The 20,589-nt window shown below is 64.3% G+C and carries 20 protein-coding genes; 9 read left to right on the forward strand and 11 right to left on the reverse strand.

From position 1 onward, the window contains the following. Nucleotides 1-23: 23 nt before the first annotated feature. The gene (locus AB4Y34_RS18165; protein WP_368716786.1) at nt 24-536 is read right to left on the reverse strand and encodes a YraN family protein; all 513 of its coding nucleotides are present in this window, start codon (nt 534-536) and stop codon (nt 24-26) included. Between AB4Y34_RS18165 and rsmI the strand changes: the two genes are divergently transcribed. After that, nucleotides 535-1,419: a 16S rRNA (cytidine(1402)-2'-O)-methyltransferase gene (gene rsmI, locus AB4Y34_RS18170; protein ID WP_368716787.1), complete on the forward strand. Its 885-nt coding sequence runs from the start codon at nt 535-537 to the stop codon at nt 1,417-1,419. The genes AB4Y34_RS18165 and rsmI overlap by 2 nt on opposite strands. Before the next feature lie 122 nt (nt 1,420-1,541). Here the strand turns inward: rsmI and AB4Y34_RS18175 are convergent, their stop codons facing one another. Beyond that, nucleotides 1,542-2,147 (reverse strand): septal ring lytic transglycosylase RlpA family protein, encoded by a 606-nt coding sequence (locus AB4Y34_RS18175; protein ID WP_176122309.1) that lies wholly within the window; start codon nt 2,145-2,147, stop codon nt 1,542-1,544. Between the two features lie 646 nt (nt 2,148-2,793). Between AB4Y34_RS18175 and AB4Y34_RS18180 the strand changes: the two genes are divergently transcribed. From AB4Y34_RS18180 to AB4Y34_RS18190, 3 genes are all read left to right on the forward strand, one after another. Further along, complete coding sequence (locus AB4Y34_RS18180; RefSeq protein WP_176109768.1) at nt 2,794-3,438, forward strand: MBL fold metallo-hydrolase; 645 nt, start codon at nt 2,794-2,796, stop codon at nt 3,436-3,438. Further along, nucleotides 3,435-4,067 (forward strand): exonuclease, encoded by a 633-nt coding sequence (locus AB4Y34_RS18185; RefSeq protein WP_176380703.1) that lies wholly within the window; start codon nt 3,435-3,437, stop codon nt 4,065-4,067. Before AB4Y34_RS18180 ends, AB4Y34_RS18185 begins: the two co-directional genes overlap by 4 nt. A gap of 90 nt (nt 4,068-4,157) precedes the next feature. Then, entirely contained in the window at nt 4,158-4,616 is a 459-nt protein-coding gene (locus AB4Y34_RS18190; RefSeq protein ID WP_012431468.1) for an Lrp/AsnC family transcriptional regulator, read from the forward strand. 63 nt (nt 4,617-4,679) lie between these two features. Here the strand turns inward: AB4Y34_RS18190 and AB4Y34_RS18195 are convergent, their stop codons facing one another. The 3 genes from AB4Y34_RS18195 to AB4Y34_RS18205 form a co-directional block, all read right to left on the reverse strand. Beyond that, nucleotides 4,680-5,963 (reverse strand): cation diffusion facilitator family transporter, encoded by a 1,284-nt coding sequence (locus tag AB4Y34_RS18195; RefSeq protein ID WP_368716788.1) that lies wholly within the window; start codon nt 5,961-5,963, stop codon nt 4,680-4,682. Nucleotides 5,964-6,248: 285 nt separating this feature from the next. After that, nucleotides 6,249-6,551 (reverse strand): H-NS family nucleoid-associated regulatory protein, encoded by a 303-nt coding sequence (locus tag AB4Y34_RS18200; RefSeq protein ID WP_008921239.1) that lies wholly within the window; start codon nt 6,549-6,551, stop codon nt 6,249-6,251. A gap of 395 nt (nt 6,552-6,946) precedes the next feature. Continuing rightward, nucleotides 6,947-7,609 carry a HugZ family protein gene (locus tag AB4Y34_RS18205; protein WP_368716789.1) on the reverse strand — a complete coding sequence of 221 codons (663 nt, stop codon included), beginning with the start codon at nt 7,607-7,609 and terminating at the stop codon, nt 6,947-6,949. A 252-nt stretch (nt 7,610-7,861) separates the two neighbouring features. On the opposite strand from AB4Y34_RS18205, the gene AB4Y34_RS18210 reads away from it, so the two are divergent. Next, on the forward strand, nt 7,862-9,076 hold the full coding sequence (locus AB4Y34_RS18210; protein ID WP_368716790.1) for an MFS transporter: 1,215 nt from the start codon (nt 7,862-7,864) through the stop codon (nt 9,074-9,076). Nucleotides 9,077-9,180: 104 nt separating this feature from the next. On the opposite strand, the gene AB4Y34_RS18215 is transcribed toward AB4Y34_RS18210, so the two are convergent. Further along, nucleotides 9,181-10,326, reverse strand: a complete 1,146-nt coding sequence (locus AB4Y34_RS18215; RefSeq protein WP_018436890.1) for a branched-chain amino acid ABC transporter substrate-binding protein — start codon at nt 10,324-10,326, stop codon at nt 9,181-9,183. Nucleotides 10,327-10,777: 451 nt separating this feature from the next. Continuing rightward, nucleotides 10,778-11,881, reverse strand: a complete 1,104-nt coding sequence (locus AB4Y34_RS18220) for an NAD(P)H-dependent flavin oxidoreductase (RefSeq protein ID WP_368716791.1) — start codon at nt 11,879-11,881, stop codon at nt 10,778-10,780. Nucleotides 11,882-12,202: 321 nt separating this feature from the next. Here AB4Y34_RS18220 and AB4Y34_RS18225 point away from each other — a divergent pair, with 321 nt between their 5' ends. Together AB4Y34_RS18225 and AB4Y34_RS18230 are read left to right on the forward strand one after the other, a co-directional pair. Continuing rightward, a complete protein-coding gene (locus AB4Y34_RS18225; protein WP_013088117.1) occupies nt 12,203-12,901 on the forward strand; it encodes a dienelactone hydrolase family protein in 699 nt (232 codons plus the stop codon). 242 nt (nt 12,902-13,143) lie between these two features. After that, nucleotides 13,144-14,700 carry an amidase gene (locus AB4Y34_RS18230; RefSeq protein WP_217910395.1) on the forward strand — a complete coding sequence of 519 codons (1,557 nt, stop codon included), beginning with the start codon at nt 13,144-13,146 and terminating at the stop codon, nt 14,698-14,700. 128 nt (nt 14,701-14,828) lie between these two features. On the opposite strand, the gene AB4Y34_RS18235 is transcribed toward AB4Y34_RS18230, so the two are convergent. From AB4Y34_RS18235 to AB4Y34_RS18245, 3 genes are all read right to left on the reverse strand, one after another. Further along, on the reverse strand, nt 14,829-15,140 hold the full coding sequence (locus AB4Y34_RS18235) for a high-potential iron-sulfur protein (protein WP_176380697.1): 312 nt from the start codon (nt 15,138-15,140) through the stop codon (nt 14,829-14,831). A 132-nt stretch (nt 15,141-15,272) separates the two neighbouring features. Then, on the reverse strand, nt 15,273-16,379 hold the full coding sequence (locus AB4Y34_RS18240) for an NAD(P)/FAD-dependent oxidoreductase (protein ID WP_176122315.1): 1,107 nt from the start codon (nt 16,377-16,379) through the stop codon (nt 15,273-15,275). Between the two features lie 353 nt (nt 16,380-16,732). Then, a complete protein-coding gene (locus AB4Y34_RS18245) occupies nt 16,733-17,710 on the reverse strand; it encodes an AAA family ATPase (RefSeq protein WP_368716792.1) in 978 nt (325 codons plus the stop codon). Between the two features lie 281 nt (nt 17,711-17,991). On the opposite strand from AB4Y34_RS18245, the gene AB4Y34_RS18250 reads away from it, so the two are divergent. Then, nucleotides 17,992-18,552, forward strand: coding sequence for a hypothetical protein (locus AB4Y34_RS18250; RefSeq protein WP_176380695.1), 561 nt, complete (start codon nt 17,992-17,994; stop codon nt 18,550-18,552). A gap of 54 nt (nt 18,553-18,606) precedes the next feature. Continuing rightward, nucleotides 18,607-19,404, forward strand: a complete 798-nt coding sequence (locus AB4Y34_RS18255) for an endonuclease/exonuclease/phosphatase family protein (RefSeq protein WP_368716793.1) — start codon at nt 18,607-18,609, stop codon at nt 19,402-19,404. A 7-nt stretch (nt 19,405-19,411) separates the two neighbouring features. On the opposite strand, the gene AB4Y34_RS18260 is transcribed toward AB4Y34_RS18255, so the two are convergent. Further along, nucleotides 19,412-20,470 carry an aldose 1-epimerase gene (locus tag AB4Y34_RS18260; protein WP_368716794.1) on the reverse strand — a complete coding sequence of 353 codons (1,059 nt, stop codon included), beginning with the start codon at nt 20,468-20,470 and terminating at the stop codon, nt 19,412-19,414. Nucleotides 20,471-20,589 lie beyond the last annotated feature (119 nt).

Here is a 20,589-nt window from a genome sequence, read left to right on the forward strand (position 1 = left end):
ACGCGCGTTGTCCGCGCTGGCTGTCAGAGTTCGTCGGCGCGAAATGCATCGCGCAACCACACGAGCCTGCCGCTCTCGAACGCGACGACGTCGAAACGGCACGCGGGTTCATCGCGCGGGGCGCGGTTCGTCGCGGCGCGAGTTGCGAGATAGTGCCGCGCCGCTCGCACGATGCGCTGCCGCTTCTGCCAACCGATGCTCGCGGCAGCACCGCCGTAATGCCGCTGCGCACGCGCGCGAACTTCCACGAACACCAGCGCGCCGTCGCGATCACTCATCACGAGATCGATCTCGCCTCCCCGACACGTCACGTTGCTCGCGACGAAGCGCAGACGCTGGCGCTGCAAAAACTCTCGTGCGCGTTCTTCGAAAGCGGCGCCGACGGATTTGGACTGGTGCGCGCAGGAAAAGTTGTGGGCGGTTTTTGGCCTGACGTTGATGGACGTCTTTTGCGCAGTCTTCGGCGCGACCTGCTCGCGCAAGCCCACATGGCACAATGTCGGCCTCGTTCCGTCTGTTTGTGTCTTCCGTGTCATGACTCCTCTCTCCGAACTCGCGCAAGGGCAGCAGTACCCCGCCGCCGCGCTGTATGTGGTGGCCACGCCGATCGGCAACATCGCCGACATCACGCTGCGCGCGCTGCATGTGCTCGGACTCGCGGATCGCATCGCCGCCGAGGACACCCGCAACACCGGTCAACTGCTCGCGCGCTACGGTATCTCGAAGCCGCTCGTCGCCGTGCATCAGCACAACGAGCGCGCCGCCGCGCAGCGCGTGATCGAGTATCTGCAGGCCGGCGAGCGTGTGGCATACGTGTCCGACGCGGGTACGCCGGGCATCTCGGACCCGGGGGCCAAGCTCGTCGATGCCGTGCGCGAGGCCGGCTTCGCGGTGGTCCCGCTGCCCGGCGCGAGCGCGCTCGCCACCGCGCTCAGCGCGACCGGCGACTGGGTCGCGACGTTCTCGTTCCTCGGCTTCCTGCCGCCGAAGCCGAAGGCGCGCGCCGCCGCCTTGCAGGCGCTCGCGCAGCACACTCACGCGATGGTGTTCTACGAAGCACCGCACCGGATCATCGAGACGGTGCAGGCGCTCGCCGATGCGTTCGGCGGCACGCGTCGTCTGCTGATCGCGCGAGAACTAACGAAGTTACACGAAGCGCTGCAGCAGAGCACCCTGGCCGAAGGGCCAACGTGGCTCGCCGCCGATGCGAACCGGCAGCGGGGCGAATTCGTGCTGGTGGTCGAAGGCGCGTCGCCCGAAGAGGCCGGCGAGCACGATCACGACGCGCTGCTCGGCATCCTGCTCGAAGAATTGACGGTGAGCAGCGCCGCGAAGGTCGCGGCGGCGCTCACGGGCGCATCGCGCAACGCGCTGTACACCCGCGCGCTCGCGCTGAAGGAAGACAAGCCCGACACCTGAGGACAAAGCCGGGCGGGCAAAAGGCGGAAGAGAAAAAGAAAAGGGCCGCATGTCGCGGCCCTTCGCTTGTCTACAGACGGTTGGTTCAGCCGACGCGGCATCACCACCGCCGTCACATCACATCACTTGTTCGAATCCGAGTTCGACGCGAGCGTCTCGTTCAGCTCGGCACGCGCTTCCTGCTGCGTGAGCCCTTCGATCTTGACCCGCGCGGTGCCGCTGTGGCGCATGTCGAGCATGCCGGCGGCCGCCATCGACAGGTCGATCACGCGGCCGCGCGCGTACGGACCGCGGTCGTTGATCCGTACGATCACCGAGCGCGAATTGGCCGGATTGGTCACGCGCACGTACGAGCCGAGCGGCAGCGTACGATGCGCGGCCGTCAGGGCGTGCATGTCGTAACGCTCGCCGTTGGCGGTGCGGCGGCCGTGGAAGAAGCGTCCGTACCACGACGCACGTCCAATCTGATGGAAGTCCGGAACGTCGACGCCGTCGTCGGTGAGCGGCTTCGCGTCAGCCAGCGACGGGGCTGGTGCGTCCGACGTGCTCGGGCTCGAGGCCGGCGCGCTACCGAACGATTGCGGTCCGAAAGAACTCAGGTGCATGTTCTTCGTACGTTGCGGCGTGTCGTTCGCGGACGTGTCGCTCGCACCCGGAGGCGTGGCGCAGCCGGCCAGTACAAAAAAGGCAAAAAGAGTCCCTAGACCACGGGATAGCCGAGTTTTCATAAGACGTGCAAACACAAAGTCGAGCCGCGTCACCCGCGAAACTGCTGGGCATGTTGCTCGCGGCTCCGGCGGTAGGGACGACAACGCGCCGCGCGAAAAAGCGCAGTACGTCAAAGCCCGGATACGGCTCACTCAGCCGCTACCGCACGGTTAATTTTCACGTCTGGCGCAACCTGTCCCCGGCAGCCTGACCAGACCCCACATGCCGCCAATTGAACGTGGCAAACACGTTCTTGCGCGCGCAACTCAGCGCGCAGGAACGGCGGCGTAGGCCCCGCCCAGCGTCACGGAGGTTAATTCCGTAGCAGGCGCGCGGCGCCTGGCTGGGCAAGACGTGTGCATCGAACGCATCGATACTTGATGGCCGTCGGCATTCCGACAGCCCTTACTTGAATAGCGAGCGGCATCTCCGTTTTGTGGGGATGCGTCGCCTTGTGGCTGCACAACTCTTGTGCATGGACTCCATTATACCCAAAAAAAAATTTTGGGATGGCGAGCACCCACAATCCTCGATCAATCTTCACATTTATCGCAAAAATGGGCATGCGACAGGCGCGACAATGCCATGCGCAAGCCCGTCGCGTCGGCGACGGAGACTGTCGCGAGGCCGGTACAATCAACGTTTTTCCAGCGCGTCGTTCCAGCCATGAAAGTCACCCTGATCCCCGTCACGCCGTTCCAGCAGAACTGCTCGCTACTCGTATGCGAGACCACCGGGCGCGCGGCCGTCGTCGATCCGGGCGGCGACCTCGACATGATCCAACGCGAAGTCGCGCGGCAGAATGTGACCGTCGAGAAGGTCTTGCTGACACATGGCCACATCGATCACTGCGCCGGCGCGAAGACGCTCGCTACCCACTACGGCGTGCCGATCGAAGGTCCCCATCCCGACGAACGCTTCTGGCTCGACAAGCTGCCGGATCAAAGCACGCGCTTCGGCTTCCCCGCGGCCGATGCCTTCGAGCCGGACCGCTGGCTACAAGACGGCGACACCGTGCAGTTCGGCGACGAAACCTTCGAGGTGTACCACTGCCCCGGCCACACACCGGGCCACGTGGTCTTCTTCAGCCGGGCGCACCGGCTTGCGCTGGTCGGCGACGTGCTGTTCGCCGGCTCGATCGGCCGCACGGATTTCCCGCGCGGCAACCACGCGGACCTGATCCGCTCGATCCGCGACAAACTCTGGCCGCTCGGCGACGACATCACGTTCGTGCCGGGCCACGGCCCGACCTCGACGTTCGGCGCCGAGCGCCGCACGAATCCCTATGTCGCCGACGGAGTGGGCGCATGAGCAGCGAAATCTATGTCAGTACCGACGTCGAAGCGGACGGCCCGATCCCTGGCCCGCATTCGATGCTGAGCTTCGCATCCGCCGCATACACCGAGGACAAGCAGTTGATCGCGACGTTCTCGGCGAATCTCGAACTACTCGATGGCGCGGCGCCGCATCCAGTGCAAGAAGCGTGGTGGAAGACCCAGCCGGAAGCATGGGCGGCCTGCCGTCAGGACTTGCAGAAGCCCGAGGCCGCCCTCAGCGCCTATGTCGACTGGGTCGAGGCGCTGCCGGGCAAGCCGGTGTTTGTCGCGATGCCGGCTGGCTTCGACTTCACCTATATGTTCTGGTACATGATGCGCTTCGTCGGCCGCTGCCCGTTCTCGTGGTCGGCGCTCGATATCAAGACGCTCGCGTTTGCGATGACTGGCCTGCCGTACCGCAAGAACATCAAGCCGCGCTTTCCGAAACATTGGTTCGACGAGCATCCGCACACGCACGTCGCGCTCGACGACGCAATCGAGCAGGGTGCCCTCTTTTGCAACATGCTGAAGGACTTGCGCGCGCGTCAGCCCGAGCTGCCGGGGGACGGCAAGGATGATGGGGACGGCTCAGGGCAAAACGCCGCTCCGGACCCGGTAAATTAGGCAATCTCGCTCGCGAGAGCCGTTTTACATTGCGTTTCGTTTTCGCGCCCTCTACCATTCGTTGATACGGCGACGCTAACGGAGGCGCAGGTGACACTCGATACGTTCTCACAGAAGATCCTGCGCCTGCTGCAGCTCGACGCACGCCGTTCCGTGCAGGAAATCTCCGACCAGGTGGGGTTGTCGAGCACGCCGTGCTGGCGGCGCATCAAGGATATGGAACAGTCGGGCGTGATCCAGCGCTACACGGCGCTGCTCGATCGCGAAAAGCTCGGCTTGCACGTGTGCGCGCTCGCGCATATCCATCTGACGCGTCACACCGAAGGCGGCGTCGAGCAGTTCGAGCGGGAAATCGCTACCTGCCCCGAAGTGACCGAGTGCTACAGCACGACGGGTGAATCCGATTACATCCTGAAGATCGTCGCGCCCGACATCAAGGCGTACGACAGCTTCCTGCACGAACGCATTTTCAAGATTCCGGCCGTCGCGCAGGTGCGCACGAGCGTGGTGCTACGCGAAATCAAGTTCGATACGCAGTTGCCGTTGTGACGGATGCCGCCGCCGTGGGCGGCATGTAAGGTCGCGGTTTCGGGCGTCCGAAACTGACCAAACTCAGCTGGCGTTGTGAGGCTCGGTGGCGGTTGACCGACCGGCGGGAGCGGTGCCGGTCTTGAGCTCCGCCGCCGAGCAGCCTTGCGCGGCCGAGATATCCCGTTGCAGCAGCACGTCGAGCTTGCGTGCGCCGAGACGACGCTTGAGCGCCGTCAGGTCGACGCGGCCGAGCGACTGCGCCTCGCTCTCCAGCAAACGAGCAACTTCGGCACCCTCCGCAGCACGCCCTTCAGCAGACCCCGCCGCCGGCAACACCACCTCCACGTCGAGCCCGGTGCTCAGGTAGTGAAGATTCACCGCAGCGGCCCGCAAGCCACCGGCAGCCAGCGCTTCGTCGACCTCGGCGGTCACGCGCTCCCGCGGCGGCAGATCGACCGGGGGATGCGCGAGCGCGTCGTTTTCCGGGTCAACGTGAATCAGCGCGTCGAGCACGCGCTTGTCGGTCAGCACACGCAGACGCGCCGACTCAGCGATGTAATGGCCTTCCGACACCGAAATCATCGGATCGACGAGGATATGCGCGTCGACGAGCGCGAAATCGCCCGTCTTGCGCGTGCGCATTTCGTGCACGTCACGCACACCCGGGGTGGACATCAGCAGCGCGCGCATGTCGGCGGCGGCGGTTTCGTCGAGCGCACGGTCCGACAGATCCTGCAACGCGTCCCAACCGAAGGTCCAGCCCATGCGCGCGACCATGAAGCCGACGATAGCCGCCGCGATCGGGTCGAGCAACCGCAGGCCGGCGAGACTGCCGACCACGCCGATCCCCACCACCAGAGACGACGCCGCGTCCGAGCGGGCGTGCCATGCGTTCGCGATCAGCATCGCGGAACGCACCCGGTTCGCCTCGTGCAGCATGTAGCGAAACAGCGCTTCCTTCGAGACCAGTACGAGCGCCGCGACCGCGAGCGCGCTCATATGCACGGCGGGAATATTTTGCAGATCGGCGAGCCGCGTACCGGCGCGCCACAACATACCGACGCCGACCGAGATCAGCAGCGCGCCGAGAAATAACGACGCCACTGTCTCATAACGGCTATGTCCGTAATTGTGATCGGCGTCGGGTTTAGCCCCGCTATGCCGATTGGCAATCAGCACGACAAAATCGGAAATGAGATCGGCGAGCGAATGGACACCGTCGGCAACCAGCGCCTGCGAGTGCGCGATCGTACCGATGATGATTTGCAGCGTCATCAATACGGTATTGACCGCAATACTCGCAAAGGTACTCTTGCGTGCAACGCGTTGTTTCTCGGCGGTTTGGGCGATCGCGGCGGACGGCATGCTGAAAAGGCGGAAAGGTCAGTTGTTGCTATTGTACCCGCCACGATTCGCCTGCGCAGGGACGGCTGCGAAAAAAACCTTTTTAAATCAGTCGCTTATCTAAACGAAAAGCATTCGCGTTCCAGCTACCTGAAGTGCATGCGACAGAAACCCGGCGCCGCAAATGACAAAACCGCGCCCTGAACGGTGCGCGGCTTTTTGAGATTCTGCAGCAGGCTATAAACGCGGTGGCTCGCCAGTATTCGCATTACGTGCACGCAACCGTTACCATCCGCCGCATCGCGATTACTTCTGGATCAGAAACTTTTCGCGATCAAGACCGGCGATCCAGCGCGGCGGCTTGCCGCGACCGGACCACGTGCTGCCGCTTTCAGGATCACGATATTTAGGCGCGACGCCTGCGCGCGGCCGGCTCGCTTTAGCGCCCTTCGGTGCGCGGCCGCCGCCGAGTTCGCTCAGCGAAATGCCGTAGTCGGCCATTTTCTGCTTGATTTCATTCAAGACTTCCGCGTATTCGCGCGACTTCGCTTCTTCAATCTGCTTTTCGAGCTTCTCGCGCTGCGCGAGTAGTTCCTTGTAAGAAGACATAGGTTCCCTTGTGGTATGGATAAATGACGCCGGTCTTTTGCCGACTCGCCTTTGAAGGTTTCATGCCTCGGAATTTGATGGCGAGATTAACACAAAATAGAAAGGCTGGATAAGCACCCGGAAAAATTAATTTAAATTCGTTTCAAAAAGTTTCCTGCGTCGCTTCTGGCTCGTACTACGGCCTTTCAAATAGGTGATTTCGCACGTCGCTGAAAAAATTCCCCAGTCTGCATATTGATCCGATTTAACTATCAGAAAATGAGACTTGAGCCGTCTATTGCGCATCAAACATTTCACGGCATGAAAGCTTTGACTCGGATAAGCACGCACTTTTGATACAGGCGTCCGTTCGTCGCGACTGGCACACGCTTGTTTTTCCGACGAACGATAAATACTTAATCCGCATGCCGCTCGATGCAGACTTCGAGCGCCGCGTGCAATGTTCCGGTATCGGACCGCGCGTCATCGAATGCGAAGCGGCGGCGCACACCGTTGCGTTTCAGATCGGCGCCATAACGGTCGACGCCCAGCAATTCGACGCCGCCCGCGCCACTAAGCCGGCGACCGAACTCCGCGATCAGCGCGTCCTCGTCGCTGGCGGCAAGCGGTGGCAGCGGATCGAGTTGTGCGCCGTCGAGCCAGCCCATCGCGCCGAAGCCGCCGATGTAGCGCAGCCGCTCGATCTCCATGATCCAGAACGTGAAATCGCCCAACGCCAGATAGCGCTCCGCGTCCGGGTGATAGCGCAAGTAGCGCCGCACCAGTTCCGGGTTCGAGTCGACCGGCTCGAAGCGGCCGAGCAGCGTGACGCGCTGGCTGCCCAGCACGTCGCCATCGGGTGCGTCGACGGCCAGAAAACCGGCGCGCGGATCGGCGTGCAGGTTGTGCGTGTGCTCCGCGAGTCGGCTCACGAGGATCGTCGGACGATGCCGTGCGTCCGGCGCGAACGGCAGCACCGACGGATACGGAAAACCCTCGGGCTGGCGAGCGTGCGTGGCAAGCGTGCCGACCGCAGCCGTGTGCAGCATATGCAGCGGAGCGTGAGCGGGAATGTTCAACTGAGCGTTCCTCGGGTGAATTTGGAATGAACGGGAGAGCGGTGAGCGGCACAAAAGCCGTCACGCGCAGCAATGCAAAAAGCAACAGCGGCGCACCAAAGCATGGCATCCAGCAATCCCGCTTCGTTGCATCTCCAGCCCATCAATCGTATGCGTCCGGTCCCACGGCTCCAAGCGTTAGCCACCACGCTTCGATAAAATCGGAGATCCGCTTTCAATGCGCTTTCTCGCGCCCTCCGCCTCGAGACCTCCGTGCCCGATCACCACGCCTCCGAATTCGCCGTCCTCCCCGCCGCCCATCGCAACTTGTCCGTCACCGCACGGCAACGCGCACGGATCGCCACGATGGCGCTGTTTTTCATCGCCGGCATGATGTACGCGTCGTGGGGCGTGCACGTGCCGACGGTGCGCGATCGCTTCCATCTCAATCCGGCGATGCTGTCGTTCGCGTTGTTCGCGGTGGCGGGCGGATCGATCGGCGCGATGGTGACCAATGCGTCGTGGATCGCGCGGGTCGGCACGCGCCGCGCCTGCCTGGCCGGCGGCCTCGCGATGGCCGCCTGCGCGGCGCTGATTCTGGCCGTGCCCGCGTACTGGATTCTGCTGGTCGTGCTGGCCGTCTTCGGCGCCGGCATGGCCACGCTCGACGTCGCGATGAACGCCGAAGCGAGCGCCGTCGAAAAGGCGCTCGGCAAACCGATCATGTCGTCGCTGCACGGCATGTTCAGCCTTGGCGCCATGTTCGGCGCGGCGGTCGGTGGGGCGCTGCTGTCGCGCGGCATGGCGCCGGCCCTGCATCTCGCGCTCGCCGCGGCGACCAGCGCGCTCGTGCTGGTGCTCGCCTGCCCGTCGGTCCTGCCGCACGTGCCGCACGCCGAGCATCCCGATGCCGCGACGCCGCGCACGAGCCGCTGGCGCTCGCCGGCGCTGTGGGCGCTCGGCACGATGGCGCTGGTCGCGCTGATCGCCGAAGGCGCGATGTACGACTGGGCCACGGTCTATATGCGCGATGTCGTGCTCTCGACGCCCGCGCTCGCCAGCGCCGCCTACGCGGCGTTTTCCGGCGGCATGGCAGTCGCGCGTTTTGCCGGCGACGCGGTGCGCGCCCGCTTCGGCGCACCCCAGCTCGTGATGATCAGCGCGGCGCTGGCCTGCGCCGGGATGGTCGACGCGCTGCTGCTGCCGAATCCGGTGGCAGCGCTCGCCGGCTTTGCGCTGATCGGCTTGGGCCTCGCGAACATGATGCCGGTGCTGTTCGCGGCGGCGGCGAGCGTGAAGGGCATCCACGCGGCCGAAGGGCTCGCGCACGTCGCGGGGCTGGCCTATTTCGGCTTGCTGCTTGGACCGGTGATCATCGGCGCCGTCGCGCAGGTGACCAATCTGACGATCGGACTGTCGGTCGTCGCGGTGTGCGCCGCGATGATCGCCTTCGCCGGGCCGAAGGTGCTGCGGCGTTTGAAGATCTGACAGAAGCGATGAACAAAAGAAAAGGCACGCAAGCCTCGCGGCCCACGTGCCTCTCAAGCTGCGAATCGAAGTGCGGCGCGACGCCGCCTTCGATCACACCGAATTTACATCTTCACGACGTCGAGCAGCGTCTTCTTGCCTTGCTTGTAGTTGTACAGCGAGATCACGCCGTGCTGCAGGTCGCCCTTCGAGTCGAACGTCGTTTCGCCGATCACGCCCTTGTAGTCGGTCGCCGGCATCGCCGCCAGGATCTTCGCCGGTTCGGTCGAGTTGGCGCGCTTCATCGCGTCGACGATGATGTACACAGCGTCATACGTGAACGGCGCGTAAATCTGGATCGGCTGGCCGAAGCGCTTTTCGTACTTCGTTTCGAACGCCTTGCCGCCTGCCATCTTTTCGAGCGCCATGCCGGCTTCCGAGCAGACGATGTTGTCGGTTGCGTCGCCGGCCAGGTCCGACAGCTTGTCGGTACACACGCCGTCACCTGCCAGCACCTTCGCGCGCAGGCCGAGCTGCTTTGCCTGCTTGGCGAACGGGCCGCCGGTTGCGTCCATGCCGCCGTACATGATCGCGTCGGGGTTTTCACCCTTGATCTTGGTCAGAATCGCGCGGAAGTCGACGGCCTTGTCGTTCGTCGCGTCGTGCGACACGACGTTCAGACCGAGCGCCTTCGCCGTCTTCTCGAACTCGTTCGCGAGACCCTGCCCGTAAGCGGTCGAGTCGTCGACGATCGCGACGCTCTTCACCTTCATGCCCTTCGCCGCGTAGTTCGCGAGTGCCGGGCCTTGCTGAGCGTCGGTCGCGACGACGCGGTAGGTCGTCTTGAAGCCTTGCTGAGTGTAGGCCGGGTTCGTTGCCGACGGCGAGATCTGCACGATGCCCGAATCGCTATAGATCTTCGATGCCGGGATCGAGGTGCCCGAGTTCAGGTGGCCGACCACGGCGACGACCTTGTCGTCGACGAGCTTCTGCGCAACCTGCGTAGCCGTGCGGGGGTCAGCCGCGTCGTCTTGCGCGTCGAGTTGCAGCGTGACCTTCTGGCCGCCGATCGTCAGACCCTTCGCGTTGATTTCCTCAACGGCCAGGCGCGCGCCGTTCTCGTTGTCCTTACCCAGGTGAGCGATACCGCCAGTCAACGGCGCAACGTGACCGATCTTGATGACCGTGTCGGCCGCGGCCGATGTTGCCAACGTCGCGAACAGCAGAGCGGCAGCGCTGATCGGCAACAGCTTTTGAATTTTGATGCTCATGTAAGTCTCCAGTTTCGGTCAAAACAACGTAATCGCCCTGTGCCCCGCTTCCCCTACACGTGTCGCTCAGTCCCGTGGACGACCACGCCGGTTGCATCGTTCATGCACTTGGCCAGTACGTTTACCGGACTGTTTATGACAGTTGGCAAACCGTACTTGCGCGCAAGTGTAGGCCAACAAATTAATTTGCGGGAGTTTTTTGAGAAAGTGGGAACAACACTAATAGCGCAGTTCCTGCGCGAGCCGCTCGCGGCTTGGGCGAGCGAGCCGGAAAGCCCCGTCCCATGCGGGTTTCCGCTAATTGGGAAGTTTCTCCGCGGGCGCTGATTTAGTCTTTTTCCGGCTTCTGTCACATAAGATTCGAAGGGTTTTTCAACTCGAAAATGTGGCGTGCCGCACAGGAATGCGACAGCGGTAAAAAACTTAAATCAACCTTAAATCGACCACGCAATCAACGCATGAACCCGGCGACTCGCGCAGAGGCCGCCCGCCATTCCTGCTCGAGCTGCGCCATCAGTTCAGCCGCGCCGATTGCTTCGGCGCGCGTGCGCCCGAGCGGCGCACCCTGCCCCGCCCACAGCGACAGGTAGTCGCCGTTCTGCGCGCGCGCCGCGTGTTGCCGCAGCTCCTGCGTCAACGCGTTTTGCACCGGATACGGCGCGATGCTTTCCGCCGATTCGCGCAAACGTTGCATCAACGGATTGCGGATGCCGCGCGCGTGACGGCCCGTGATCGCGCGCGTCACCGTGGTCGACGTATCGGACGTGCCGCGCACGCGGGTTTTCCATACCTCGGGAATCGCGCTCTCGCGGGTGGTCAGAAATGCGGTGCCCATCACCGCGGCTTGCGCGCCTAGCGCGAGTGCCGCGACGATGCCGCGACCGTCCATGATGCCGCCGGCCGCGAGCGCCGGCAGCCCGGCTGCGTCGACCAGTTGCGGCACGAGCGCCATCGTGCCGACCAGCGCATCTTCGAATGCGCCGATGAACGTGCCGCGATGCGCACCTGCCTCCGCGCCTTGCGCGACGATCGCATCGGCACCCGCATCGCGCCACGCGATGCCCTCGGCAACATGCGTCGCAGTCCCAACTACATAGCTGCCGCCCGCATGCAAACGCTCGACGTCGGCCGCCCAAAGCAGTCCGAACGTGAAGCCGGCGACCGGCACACGCAAGTCGATCAGCGCCTCCAGTTGCGCGCGAAAGTCAGGCGCATAGTGTGCGAGCGGCTGGCCCGGCGGCAAACCGAGCTCGGCACGCAGCGGATCGATCGCGTCGAGCGCGCGACGCACGGTCGCTTCATCGGGCGAGACGGGTTCGAGCACGAACAGATTCACGCCGAACGGGCGATCGGTCAGCGCGCGAATCGCCGCGACCTCGCTCGCGATCTTCTCGGGAGCGAGCGCCGCGCCCGCGAGAAAACCAAGCCCGCCCGCATTCGACACCGCCGCGACGAGCGCCGGCGTTGTCGCGCCGCCGGCCATCGGCGCCTGCACGACGGGTACCCGCAGCTGGAAGCGCTCGGCAAACGGCGTCACAAAACTGCCTTCGTTCATGTTCGTTTCCTTTCCGGCGCAAAGCCGTCGATGTGCTCATCCATGCGCTCGCCAAGATGTCGCGAGATGCGCCGACACGCGCGAGCCATTACGCGCTGACTGTACCCGTCCGCGCCATCGCGGAGAAATGAATAATCGAGATTGTTTCAATCGCCTTACGAGAATCGAAGCGCGCCGCATTGGCCGCGAGGCCCCGTCCCGCCTCGCTGCAAGCAGGTTCTTTTGATGGCAAACTAACCGCCCGTTGCAGGGCCGCGTGGCCTTGAGCGTTTCGTACACACCGACCTCGCGCGGCGTTCGCGCGAGTCAATGGAGAACAGCATGAGCACGACTTCCCGATGGATCGACATTCCGGCCGGCAACGACACTTTCGGCGGCTATCTCGCGCTGCCGAAGGGCGGCAAGGGACCGGCCGTCATCATCATTCAGGAAATCTTCGGCGTGAACAGCCATATCCGCTCGGTCGCCGATCAGTACGCGCAGGACGGCTATGTCGCGCTCGCCCCGGACGTGTTCTGGCGCGTGCAGCCGCGCGTCGAGTTAACGTATGAGGGCAAGGATCGCGAAAAGGGCATCGAGCTGATGCAGAAGACCAAGGTCGACGACGCGGTCGCCGACATCGGCGCCGCCGCGGCCGCCTTGCGCGCGCTGCCGGAAGTGACCGGCAAGGTCGCGGCGATCGGCTACTGCTTCGGCGGCCGTCTCGCCTATCTGGCCGCAGCGGCCGGTTCGGTCGACGCCGCAGTCGCCTACTACGGCGGCGGCATCCACAACCATCTCGACAAGGCCGCGAACGTCAAGGTGCCGATGCAGTTCCACTACGGCGAGCTTGACGCGCATATTCTGCCGTCGGACATCGGCCAGATTCAGGAGCGTTTCGCGGGTCGTGCCGACGTGCAATTCAACATCTACCCGAACGCGGATCATGGCTTCAACTGCTCGGATCGTGCGTCGTACAACCAGCACGCGTCGGCGTTGGCGCATGGCCGCACGCTGACGTTCCTCGGCGAGCGGATGTAATTCGCGGTTCCGGCAATTAGCCGGACCCGCCGCGTCACTGATGTGATCGCCAGCTCGCGCATTTGAAGTGAGCATTCGAATTCACATCAGTCACGTCGGCGCTCAACTCAGGTACTCTGTGAAAGACGGCGTGTCGGCCGACACGCCGTCTTTCACATGCGCGACGCCCGAGCGGAGCAACGCGAAAATCGAGCGAAACGACGCCGTCGCGCGTGCATGGCCGGCCGCGAATTCGACGCAGCATGCCAACCGACCGCGAGGGCTCAAACGACGTGCTATCAGACTATCTCGCTCATGACGCCATCGGCCTCGCCGAACTCGTGCGCACGCGCCAGGTTAGCGCGCGCGAACTGATCGACGTCGCGATCTCGCGCACCGAGGCCGTCAATCCCGCGATCAACGCAGTCGTTCTGAAGGACTACGATGCGGCCCGCCAGCGCGCGTCGCGCGACGACGCAAATCGCGCGAATAGCGCCGACGGCGTGAACGGAACGGACAACTCCTCCGCCCACGCCGCGCTCGCCGGCGTGCCGTTCCTGATCAAGGATCTCGGCGCGCCCGTGGCGGGACTGCGCATGGCCATGGGCAGCCGCCACTACCGCCACTTCATTCCGACGCAGGACGCGCCGGTCGTCGCGCTCGCGAAAGCGGCGGGTCTGAACATCTTCGCGAAGACCAGCACCTCCGAGCTCGGCCAGATGCCTTATACGGAGCCCGAACTATTCGGCGCGTGCCGCAATCCGTGGAATCTCGATCACACGCCGGGCGGTTCGAGCGGCGGCGCGGCGGCGGCGGTCGCCGCCGGCGTGGTGCCGCTCGCGCATGCGTCGGACGGCGGCGGCTCGATCAGAATTCCGGCGTCATGCTGCGGACTGTTCGGCCTGAAACCGTCGCGCGGTCGCGTGCCGCGCGCGGCGCAGGCCAGTGCCGGCGAACTCGGCATCGATCACGCCGTCTCGCGCAGCGTGCGCGACAGCGCATTGCTGCTCGACCTGCTGGCGGGCAACGCCGAGCGGCCGGCCGGCGCGCCCGGCACCTTTCTCGGCGCAACCCGCGAGCCATGCAAGCCGCTGACGATCGCCTACGTGACCGAGCCGATGCTCGCGCCGTCGTTATCGGCCGATGCGCGCGCCGCGCTCGACGACGCCGCGCAACTCGCGAGCTCACTCGGACATCGTCTGGAGCCGGTGTCGCTCGGCGTCGATTTCGCGGCGGTCCGTCATGCGTTCTTGACGCTGTGGTCGGTGACCGCCGAAGACCTCGTGCTGAACGCGGAGCGCATCACCGGCCACAGGCCGACGCGCGGCGAGTTCGAAATTTCGACGTGGGCGATGGCGCACGTCGGCCGCAAGATCGGCGAGCAGGGTTTGCCGGCCGCGCTCGACGAACAGCGCCGCATCACCGCGCGTCTGACCGATCTGCTGAACCGCTATGACGTGCTGTTGTGCGCGACGCTCGCGTCCGCGCCGATCAAGATCGGCGAGATGCGGCCGAGTTCCGTCGAGCGCATGCAGATGCGCGCGGTCACCACGATGCCGCTGGAACGATTGATGAAGAGACTGCTGTTCGAAGCCTCGAACAAGGCATTCGCGTGGGCCGGCTGCACGGAGCTGTTCAATCTGAGTGGCCAGCCGGCGATGTCGGTGCCCTTGTACTGGAACGCGCGCGGGCTGCCGATCGGCGTGCAGTTCGCCGCGCGTGTCGGCGGTGAGGCGACGCTGTTCAGACTCGCCGCGCAACTCGAGGCGGCACGGCCGTGGTTCGACAGGCGCCCACCATTGATGAAAGCGCGGCGCTAAAAAATCCAGCGGCCGGCTGCAATCCGCATCTGGCGCAAAACGCCACGATGCACGCAGTCGCGGGATGCGCCGCGATGTCGCCGCGCATCCCGCGCAAAGCCCTGCTAGCACATCACACGCAGGCTCGATCAGGCCTTCTTGTTATAAGCGCTGCACCAGCCGGTGGCAGCGACCTGTTTGCCCGCGAACATCGGGCAGCCGCCGTAGGCATCGCCCGCCTTGCCCTGGAAGAAGCTGCAGTTGCTGCATTGCTGGCCTGGCTGGAATTTGGCGAATTTCGCCTTGTCGACCTTGCTCGCGTCCGCCTTGTAGCCAAGCGCCTGCGCGGTCGGATCGGTTTCGGAGACTTTCGGCGCGTCGGCGAACGCCTGGCGCGACAGTGCGAGTGTCGATGCCACACCGATGCTGGTGATCAAAAACGTACGACGGGAAGATCTCATGGGGACTCACTCCATTTATATTGGAATCAACGCCGTTCTGATGACAGCGTTCGCCAAGCATAGCAACGAAGCCGTCTCCGGTGATATTCCAAATGCTGGAGATAAGCGGATCGGTACGGTGTAATCGCGGGCTTACGCGCGCCCCGCCAGCTCGCAGACCCGCTGCGCGATCGGCAGTGATGCCGTCAGACCCGGCGACTCGATGCCGAACAGATTGACGAGCCCGCGCACACCATGCGCGGCCGGCCCCTGAATTACGAAATCGGCGGCGGGTTCACCAGGACCTGAAAGCTTCGGACGAATGCCCGCGTAAGCCGGCTGCAACGCGTTATCGGGCAAGGCCGGCCAGTACGCGCGAATCGCCGCATAAAACGACTCCGCGCGGCGCGGATCGACGTCGTAATTGATCGCGTCGACCCACTCGACGTCGGGACCGAAACGCGCCTGGCCGCCGAGATCGAGCGTCAGGTGCACGCCCAGGCCAGCCTCGTTCGGCATCGGATAGATCAGGCGGCTGAACGGCGCGCGCCCCGAGATGCTGAAGTAATTGCCGCGGGCGAAGTAAAGCGGCGGCACGTGGCGCGGGTCGAGCCCGCGAATCTTGCGCGCGAGCGCGTTCGCATGCAGACCCGCGCTGTTGATCACGCAGGCGGCGCTGATCGTGGTGGGCGCCGCACCGCCGACCGCGATCGTGAAGCGGCCGTTGTGAGCCTCGATCGCCTCCACCGGCGCATGAAACGCGTACACGGCGCCGTCACGCTCGGCATCGCCTTGCAGCGCGAGCATGTACTGATGACTATCGACGATCCCCGTCTGCGGCGAAAACACCGCCTCCACGCATTCGAGCGCTGGTTCGAGCGCCTGCGCCTGATCGCCGGTGATGCGCATCAGGTCGAGCACGCCGTTGTCGCGCCCTTTGGCCATGATGCTTTCGAGCTGCGGAATCTGGTTGCGCGACGTCGCGACGAGCAGCTTGCCGCAGCGCGAATGCGGCACGTTGCGCTCGGCGCAGTAGTCATACAGCATTTCGCGGCCGCGCACGCACAGCGTGGCCTTCAGCGATCCGCGCGGATAGTAGATGCCCGCGTGAATCACTTCGCTGTTGCGTGAACTCGTACCCACGCCGATCGCGTCGGCGGCCTCCAGCACGATCACTTCGCGCCCGCGCGCCGCCAGAGCGCGCGCCGTCGCGAGGCCGATCACGCCGGCACCGATCACTACACATTCGATCTGATCCATATCCGTTGACGCGGCGCATCGCACCGCGCGCTGCCTCGTTCAGCCGATGGAAGGAAGACAGGAACGGCATCTCGCCGCCGCGTTCCGTTCATTGTCGAACGTATCTGTCCGCTGGGTCTGCTTATGTCTTTTTATCACCCCCACGGAAAATTGTACGACTCGGTACAGACAGAAGTGACAAACGCTCGTGCGCCTCGATCAGGTGATGGCGGCTCAAACTGGCTTGACTCCACGATCTACGTCGAAAACAGCAACAATTGCCGTTGCATTCACCATACACATTGTACGAATTGCCGCAACAGCCACCAAAATCACGAAGAACGGGGTTTGGTGCAAGAAACCGGCCGAAAACGTCAAAACCCGATCGGTTTTCGCCGGTTTCCGTAATCGAGCCGGATATCGGCGGGTTCGATCCGGTCACGTCCCGCGATCCGCGCCGCGCCAAAGCCGTTCAGGATCGCGCGGCGCATCTCGCGCGGCGATGCCCGCTTGAGCGCATCGAGCGTCGCGTCGCCGAGCGTCTCCGGAAAGCGCAGGCCCCAGTTGTGCGCGCCGCGGATTTCGTCGTAGATCGACTGCGCGATGCGTCGCGCGCCGGCGTGGTCCGGCGGCGCGATCTCGTAGACGTTCATGCGGTTCAGGATCGGCTCGGGGATCGCGCGTTCGTCGTTGGCGGTCGCGATCCAGATCACGTTGCCCGCGTTAATTGGTATCTCGGCGAATTCGTCGACGAAGCTCTGGGCGGTGTCGTGTTCGAGTAGCGCGTATAGTGCGCCGAGCGGGTCGTATTGCGAATCGCCGGTCGCCTTGTCGATCTCGTCGACAGCGATGACCGGGTTCGCATAGCTGCCGTTCACGAGCGCATCGAACACCTTGCCCGGCTTCGCGTTCTTCCATTGCGACGACGCGCCCGACAGAATCCAGCCCGCCGTCAGCGAACTCATCGCGACGTATTGGTAGGCGGTGCCGAGCAGGCGCGCCAACTGCTTCGCGAAATGCGTCTTGCCGATGCCGGGTTCGCCGAGCAGCAGGATCGGCATCAGTTCGAGCCGATCCTCGGTTTCGAGGCACAGCGCGACCTGCTTGCGGATGTCGTCGAGCGGTGAGGAAAAATTGGGCAGCGCGTCGATCAGATCGTCGATCGACGGCATCCGGTTCGGCTTCACGCAGAAGCGCAGATTGCCGTTTTTCAGCATCTTTTCGTAGGTTGCGCGCAGCGCCTCGTTCGCGCCTTCGCCGAGACCGTTCAGCGCGCTTTCGACCTCGTCGAGGTCATACACCCGGCTGAACGAGGCCACGGCGATTTCCTGTTTGACCATTGCTGTCGTCATCGCTCACCCCGTCTGGCTGATTCTGCAGCGGCGGCGCCTTGTGAGCGCCGATTCCAGTCCAGTGTAGCGAGGACACAAACGCGTGCAAGCCAGCAGTCGCGCGGCTCTGCTGCTAACGATCGCTGCCATTCCGATCCTTATCTGGAATGGATTGTTGCTGAACCGGCCCTCCTCGACCGTGTCAGAAATCGTTGCGGCCATCGGGGGTAAGATTGCTCTCTCACCTGCTGCGGCGAGAGGCAAGGCAGCCCCGCAACCGACGCGTGAGCGGAGAACCTTTTATGTGGAAAACCAGTATCGTGACCATGCTGCTTGGCGCTTCGTTGCTCGCCCACGCGCAACAACAGCCAGCGCAGCAGGTCGTGCAATGGCAATTGCAGGTAGTGAAAGATGGCCAGCAGATCGATTCGTTCGACGGCACCACTACCGTCGGCCAGGCGCGCACGGATACGCATCACCAGGTCGTGCAACACAATGTCGGCTGCAAGGACCAGCCGGCCGGCAGCATCGATCTGTCGCGCACGATCACGGTGTCGCCGCTGCGCGTCGATCCCGAGGGCGTGATGTTTTCGATCGACACGCAGGAAACGCTCGAGGACAACAACGCGGCGCGCACCGACATCGGCTGCAAGCTGCCGCCGCAACCGCGCCAGGTGAGCGCGAGCCATCCGGGTCTGGTGGTGCCGCCGGATCAATGGGCGAGCTGGACGATCGTCGATCGCAATCCGAACCTCGTGTACCGCGTGCACGCGAGCGTCGTGAGCAACGGTGCGAATGCCAACGGTACGAATGGCGGCACGAGCGGCAATGGCGCCGCGACTGGCGGCAACACTCCAAACTGACAGGAACCGCGCGCCTGACCGGCGCGCTCAAACAGAACACGTGGATAACGCGGCATGCGAAACCCAGAAGAACTGATCCGCGAGAGCCTCGCGCCGAACGATTTCGTCGCTGTGAGCTGGAACCTGCACAAAGGCCGCACCCCGCTCGGTTTTCAGGCCTGGCAGGCGATGCAGCGCTGGGTTCAATCGACTCACGCGGACGCGTACTTCCTGCAGGAAGCGATGGCGCGGCGCATGCCGTCGCCGGTGTTGGCGAGCAGTTTCGGTGCGCCGATGGACGATCCGCTGACCGACGTCTGGCACTGTCAGGCGACCGAAATCGCGCGCGCGCTCGAACTCGAAGTCGCACTCGGCCCGAACGTGTTCAAGCCGTCGTGGCGGCACGGCAATGCAATTCTGTCGCCGCATCCGCTGGATCTCGGCGGCCGCTGGGACATTTCCGCGCACCGCTTCGAAAAGCGCGGCCTGCTGGTCGCGCGTGCGACGTTCGGCGGGCGGCTCGTCACGCTGCTGTGCGCGCATCTCGCGCTGACGCGTCCGGCGCGCTTGCGGCAGATGAACTGGATCGCGCACTGGATCGCGAAGGAAGCCCCGAACGGTCCGCTCGTGCTGGCCGGCGACTTCAACGATTGGCGCAACGACTCGGTGCCGCTCTTTCGCGAGCACGGCTTGCAGGAAGTCGCGACGCTGCTCGGCGAACCGGCGCGCACGTTCCCGGCGTTCTCGCCGGCGCTGTCGCTCGACAAGATGTTCGTGCGCGGCATGCAGCCGGTCGAATGGATCCAGCCGACGCAGGAGACCGCGTGGCTGTCGGATCATTTGCCGTATATGGCGAAGTTGCGGCTGGAATAAACGCTCTTCACTCGCGATGCGGTGTCCAGCTCAAAGCCGCTTCGATCTCTTCCCCCGGCTGCAACACGCAGCCGCCGACGTGCTCTTGTGTACCAACCGCGTTGAAGCAGTCGGTCGTGTTCGTGACCGGCTCCACGCATAGCTGCGGATCGCTGGCCGGCGCGAACACGACCAGGTGATCGAACGGCGCGTCGGCACGCATCGTCAGCTTGCGGCGCTCGTCGGGCCACGCGATCGTCGCCGCGCGCGACCAGTTCGAAAAGTTGTTGTCCAGATCGAACGCATCGGGTGACATGCCCGCGCGCAAAGCGTCGACGGCCGGATGCGGACCCAGATGCGTCGGCAGCACGTCGGTGTCCGCGTGCCACATCGCCTGCACGTCGGCATGGATGCGCGTCGCCGCGGTGCGCGGATAGTACGGGTGATGGCCCATGCCGAACGGCATCGGCCGATCGGCGAGATTCCGTGCGGACATCGTGATGTGCAGCGCGCCGCCGCGCAACTCGATACGCTGCCGCGCGCGATAACGAAACGGCCAGTCGCCGGTCACGCTCGCATCGGGCTCGTGCTCGAAGTGCAAGTCCACCGCGCTTTCACTGCGCGCTCCGACGCGCCACGGACGACGCCACGCGTTGCCATGCAGCGCGTGGGCGAAATGCGGGTCGTTGCCGGCGAGGTCGATCGTCGCGCCGTCAAACGCGAAGCGTGCATCGCGAATCCGGTTGCAGTACGGGAACAGCGGGAAGCTCGCCATGCGCAGCGGATCGCACGCTTCGAACGCTTCCGGCAGCGCCGGCCGCAGCCAGTGCAACGGACCTTCCGGCGTGACCTCGTAGAACGCCGCGAGCGCGCCGCCAACGTCCGGCGCGAGAACCGCGCGCAATGCGCCGGCCGACAAAGTAACGAGGCGCGCGGCGATCGCGGGATCGTCGAGCCATGACAGCTGCGCCGGCGATCGGATGACGGCATGTGCCTCGCCCGGCCGGGCAGGATTCGGGAAAACGTCGCGCATGGTCAGACGAGGCAAAACCGCGAGCGGAAAGCGGCAACAGAAACGTGCATTCATATCTCCTTTGACGTGCCGCGCACCTCGCGGCCGGCGGACTACCCCGAGCGAGAATCGCACGACACCGCATGCCGGTCAATATTATTAGTAATAAATTCGTTCAAAAAGAGCCGGTAACG

The organism is Paraburkholderia sp. BR10954 (assembly GCF_040965775.1).
Lineage (GTDB): Bacteria > Pseudomonadota > Gammaproteobacteria > Burkholderiales > Burkholderiaceae > Paraburkholderia > Paraburkholderia youngii.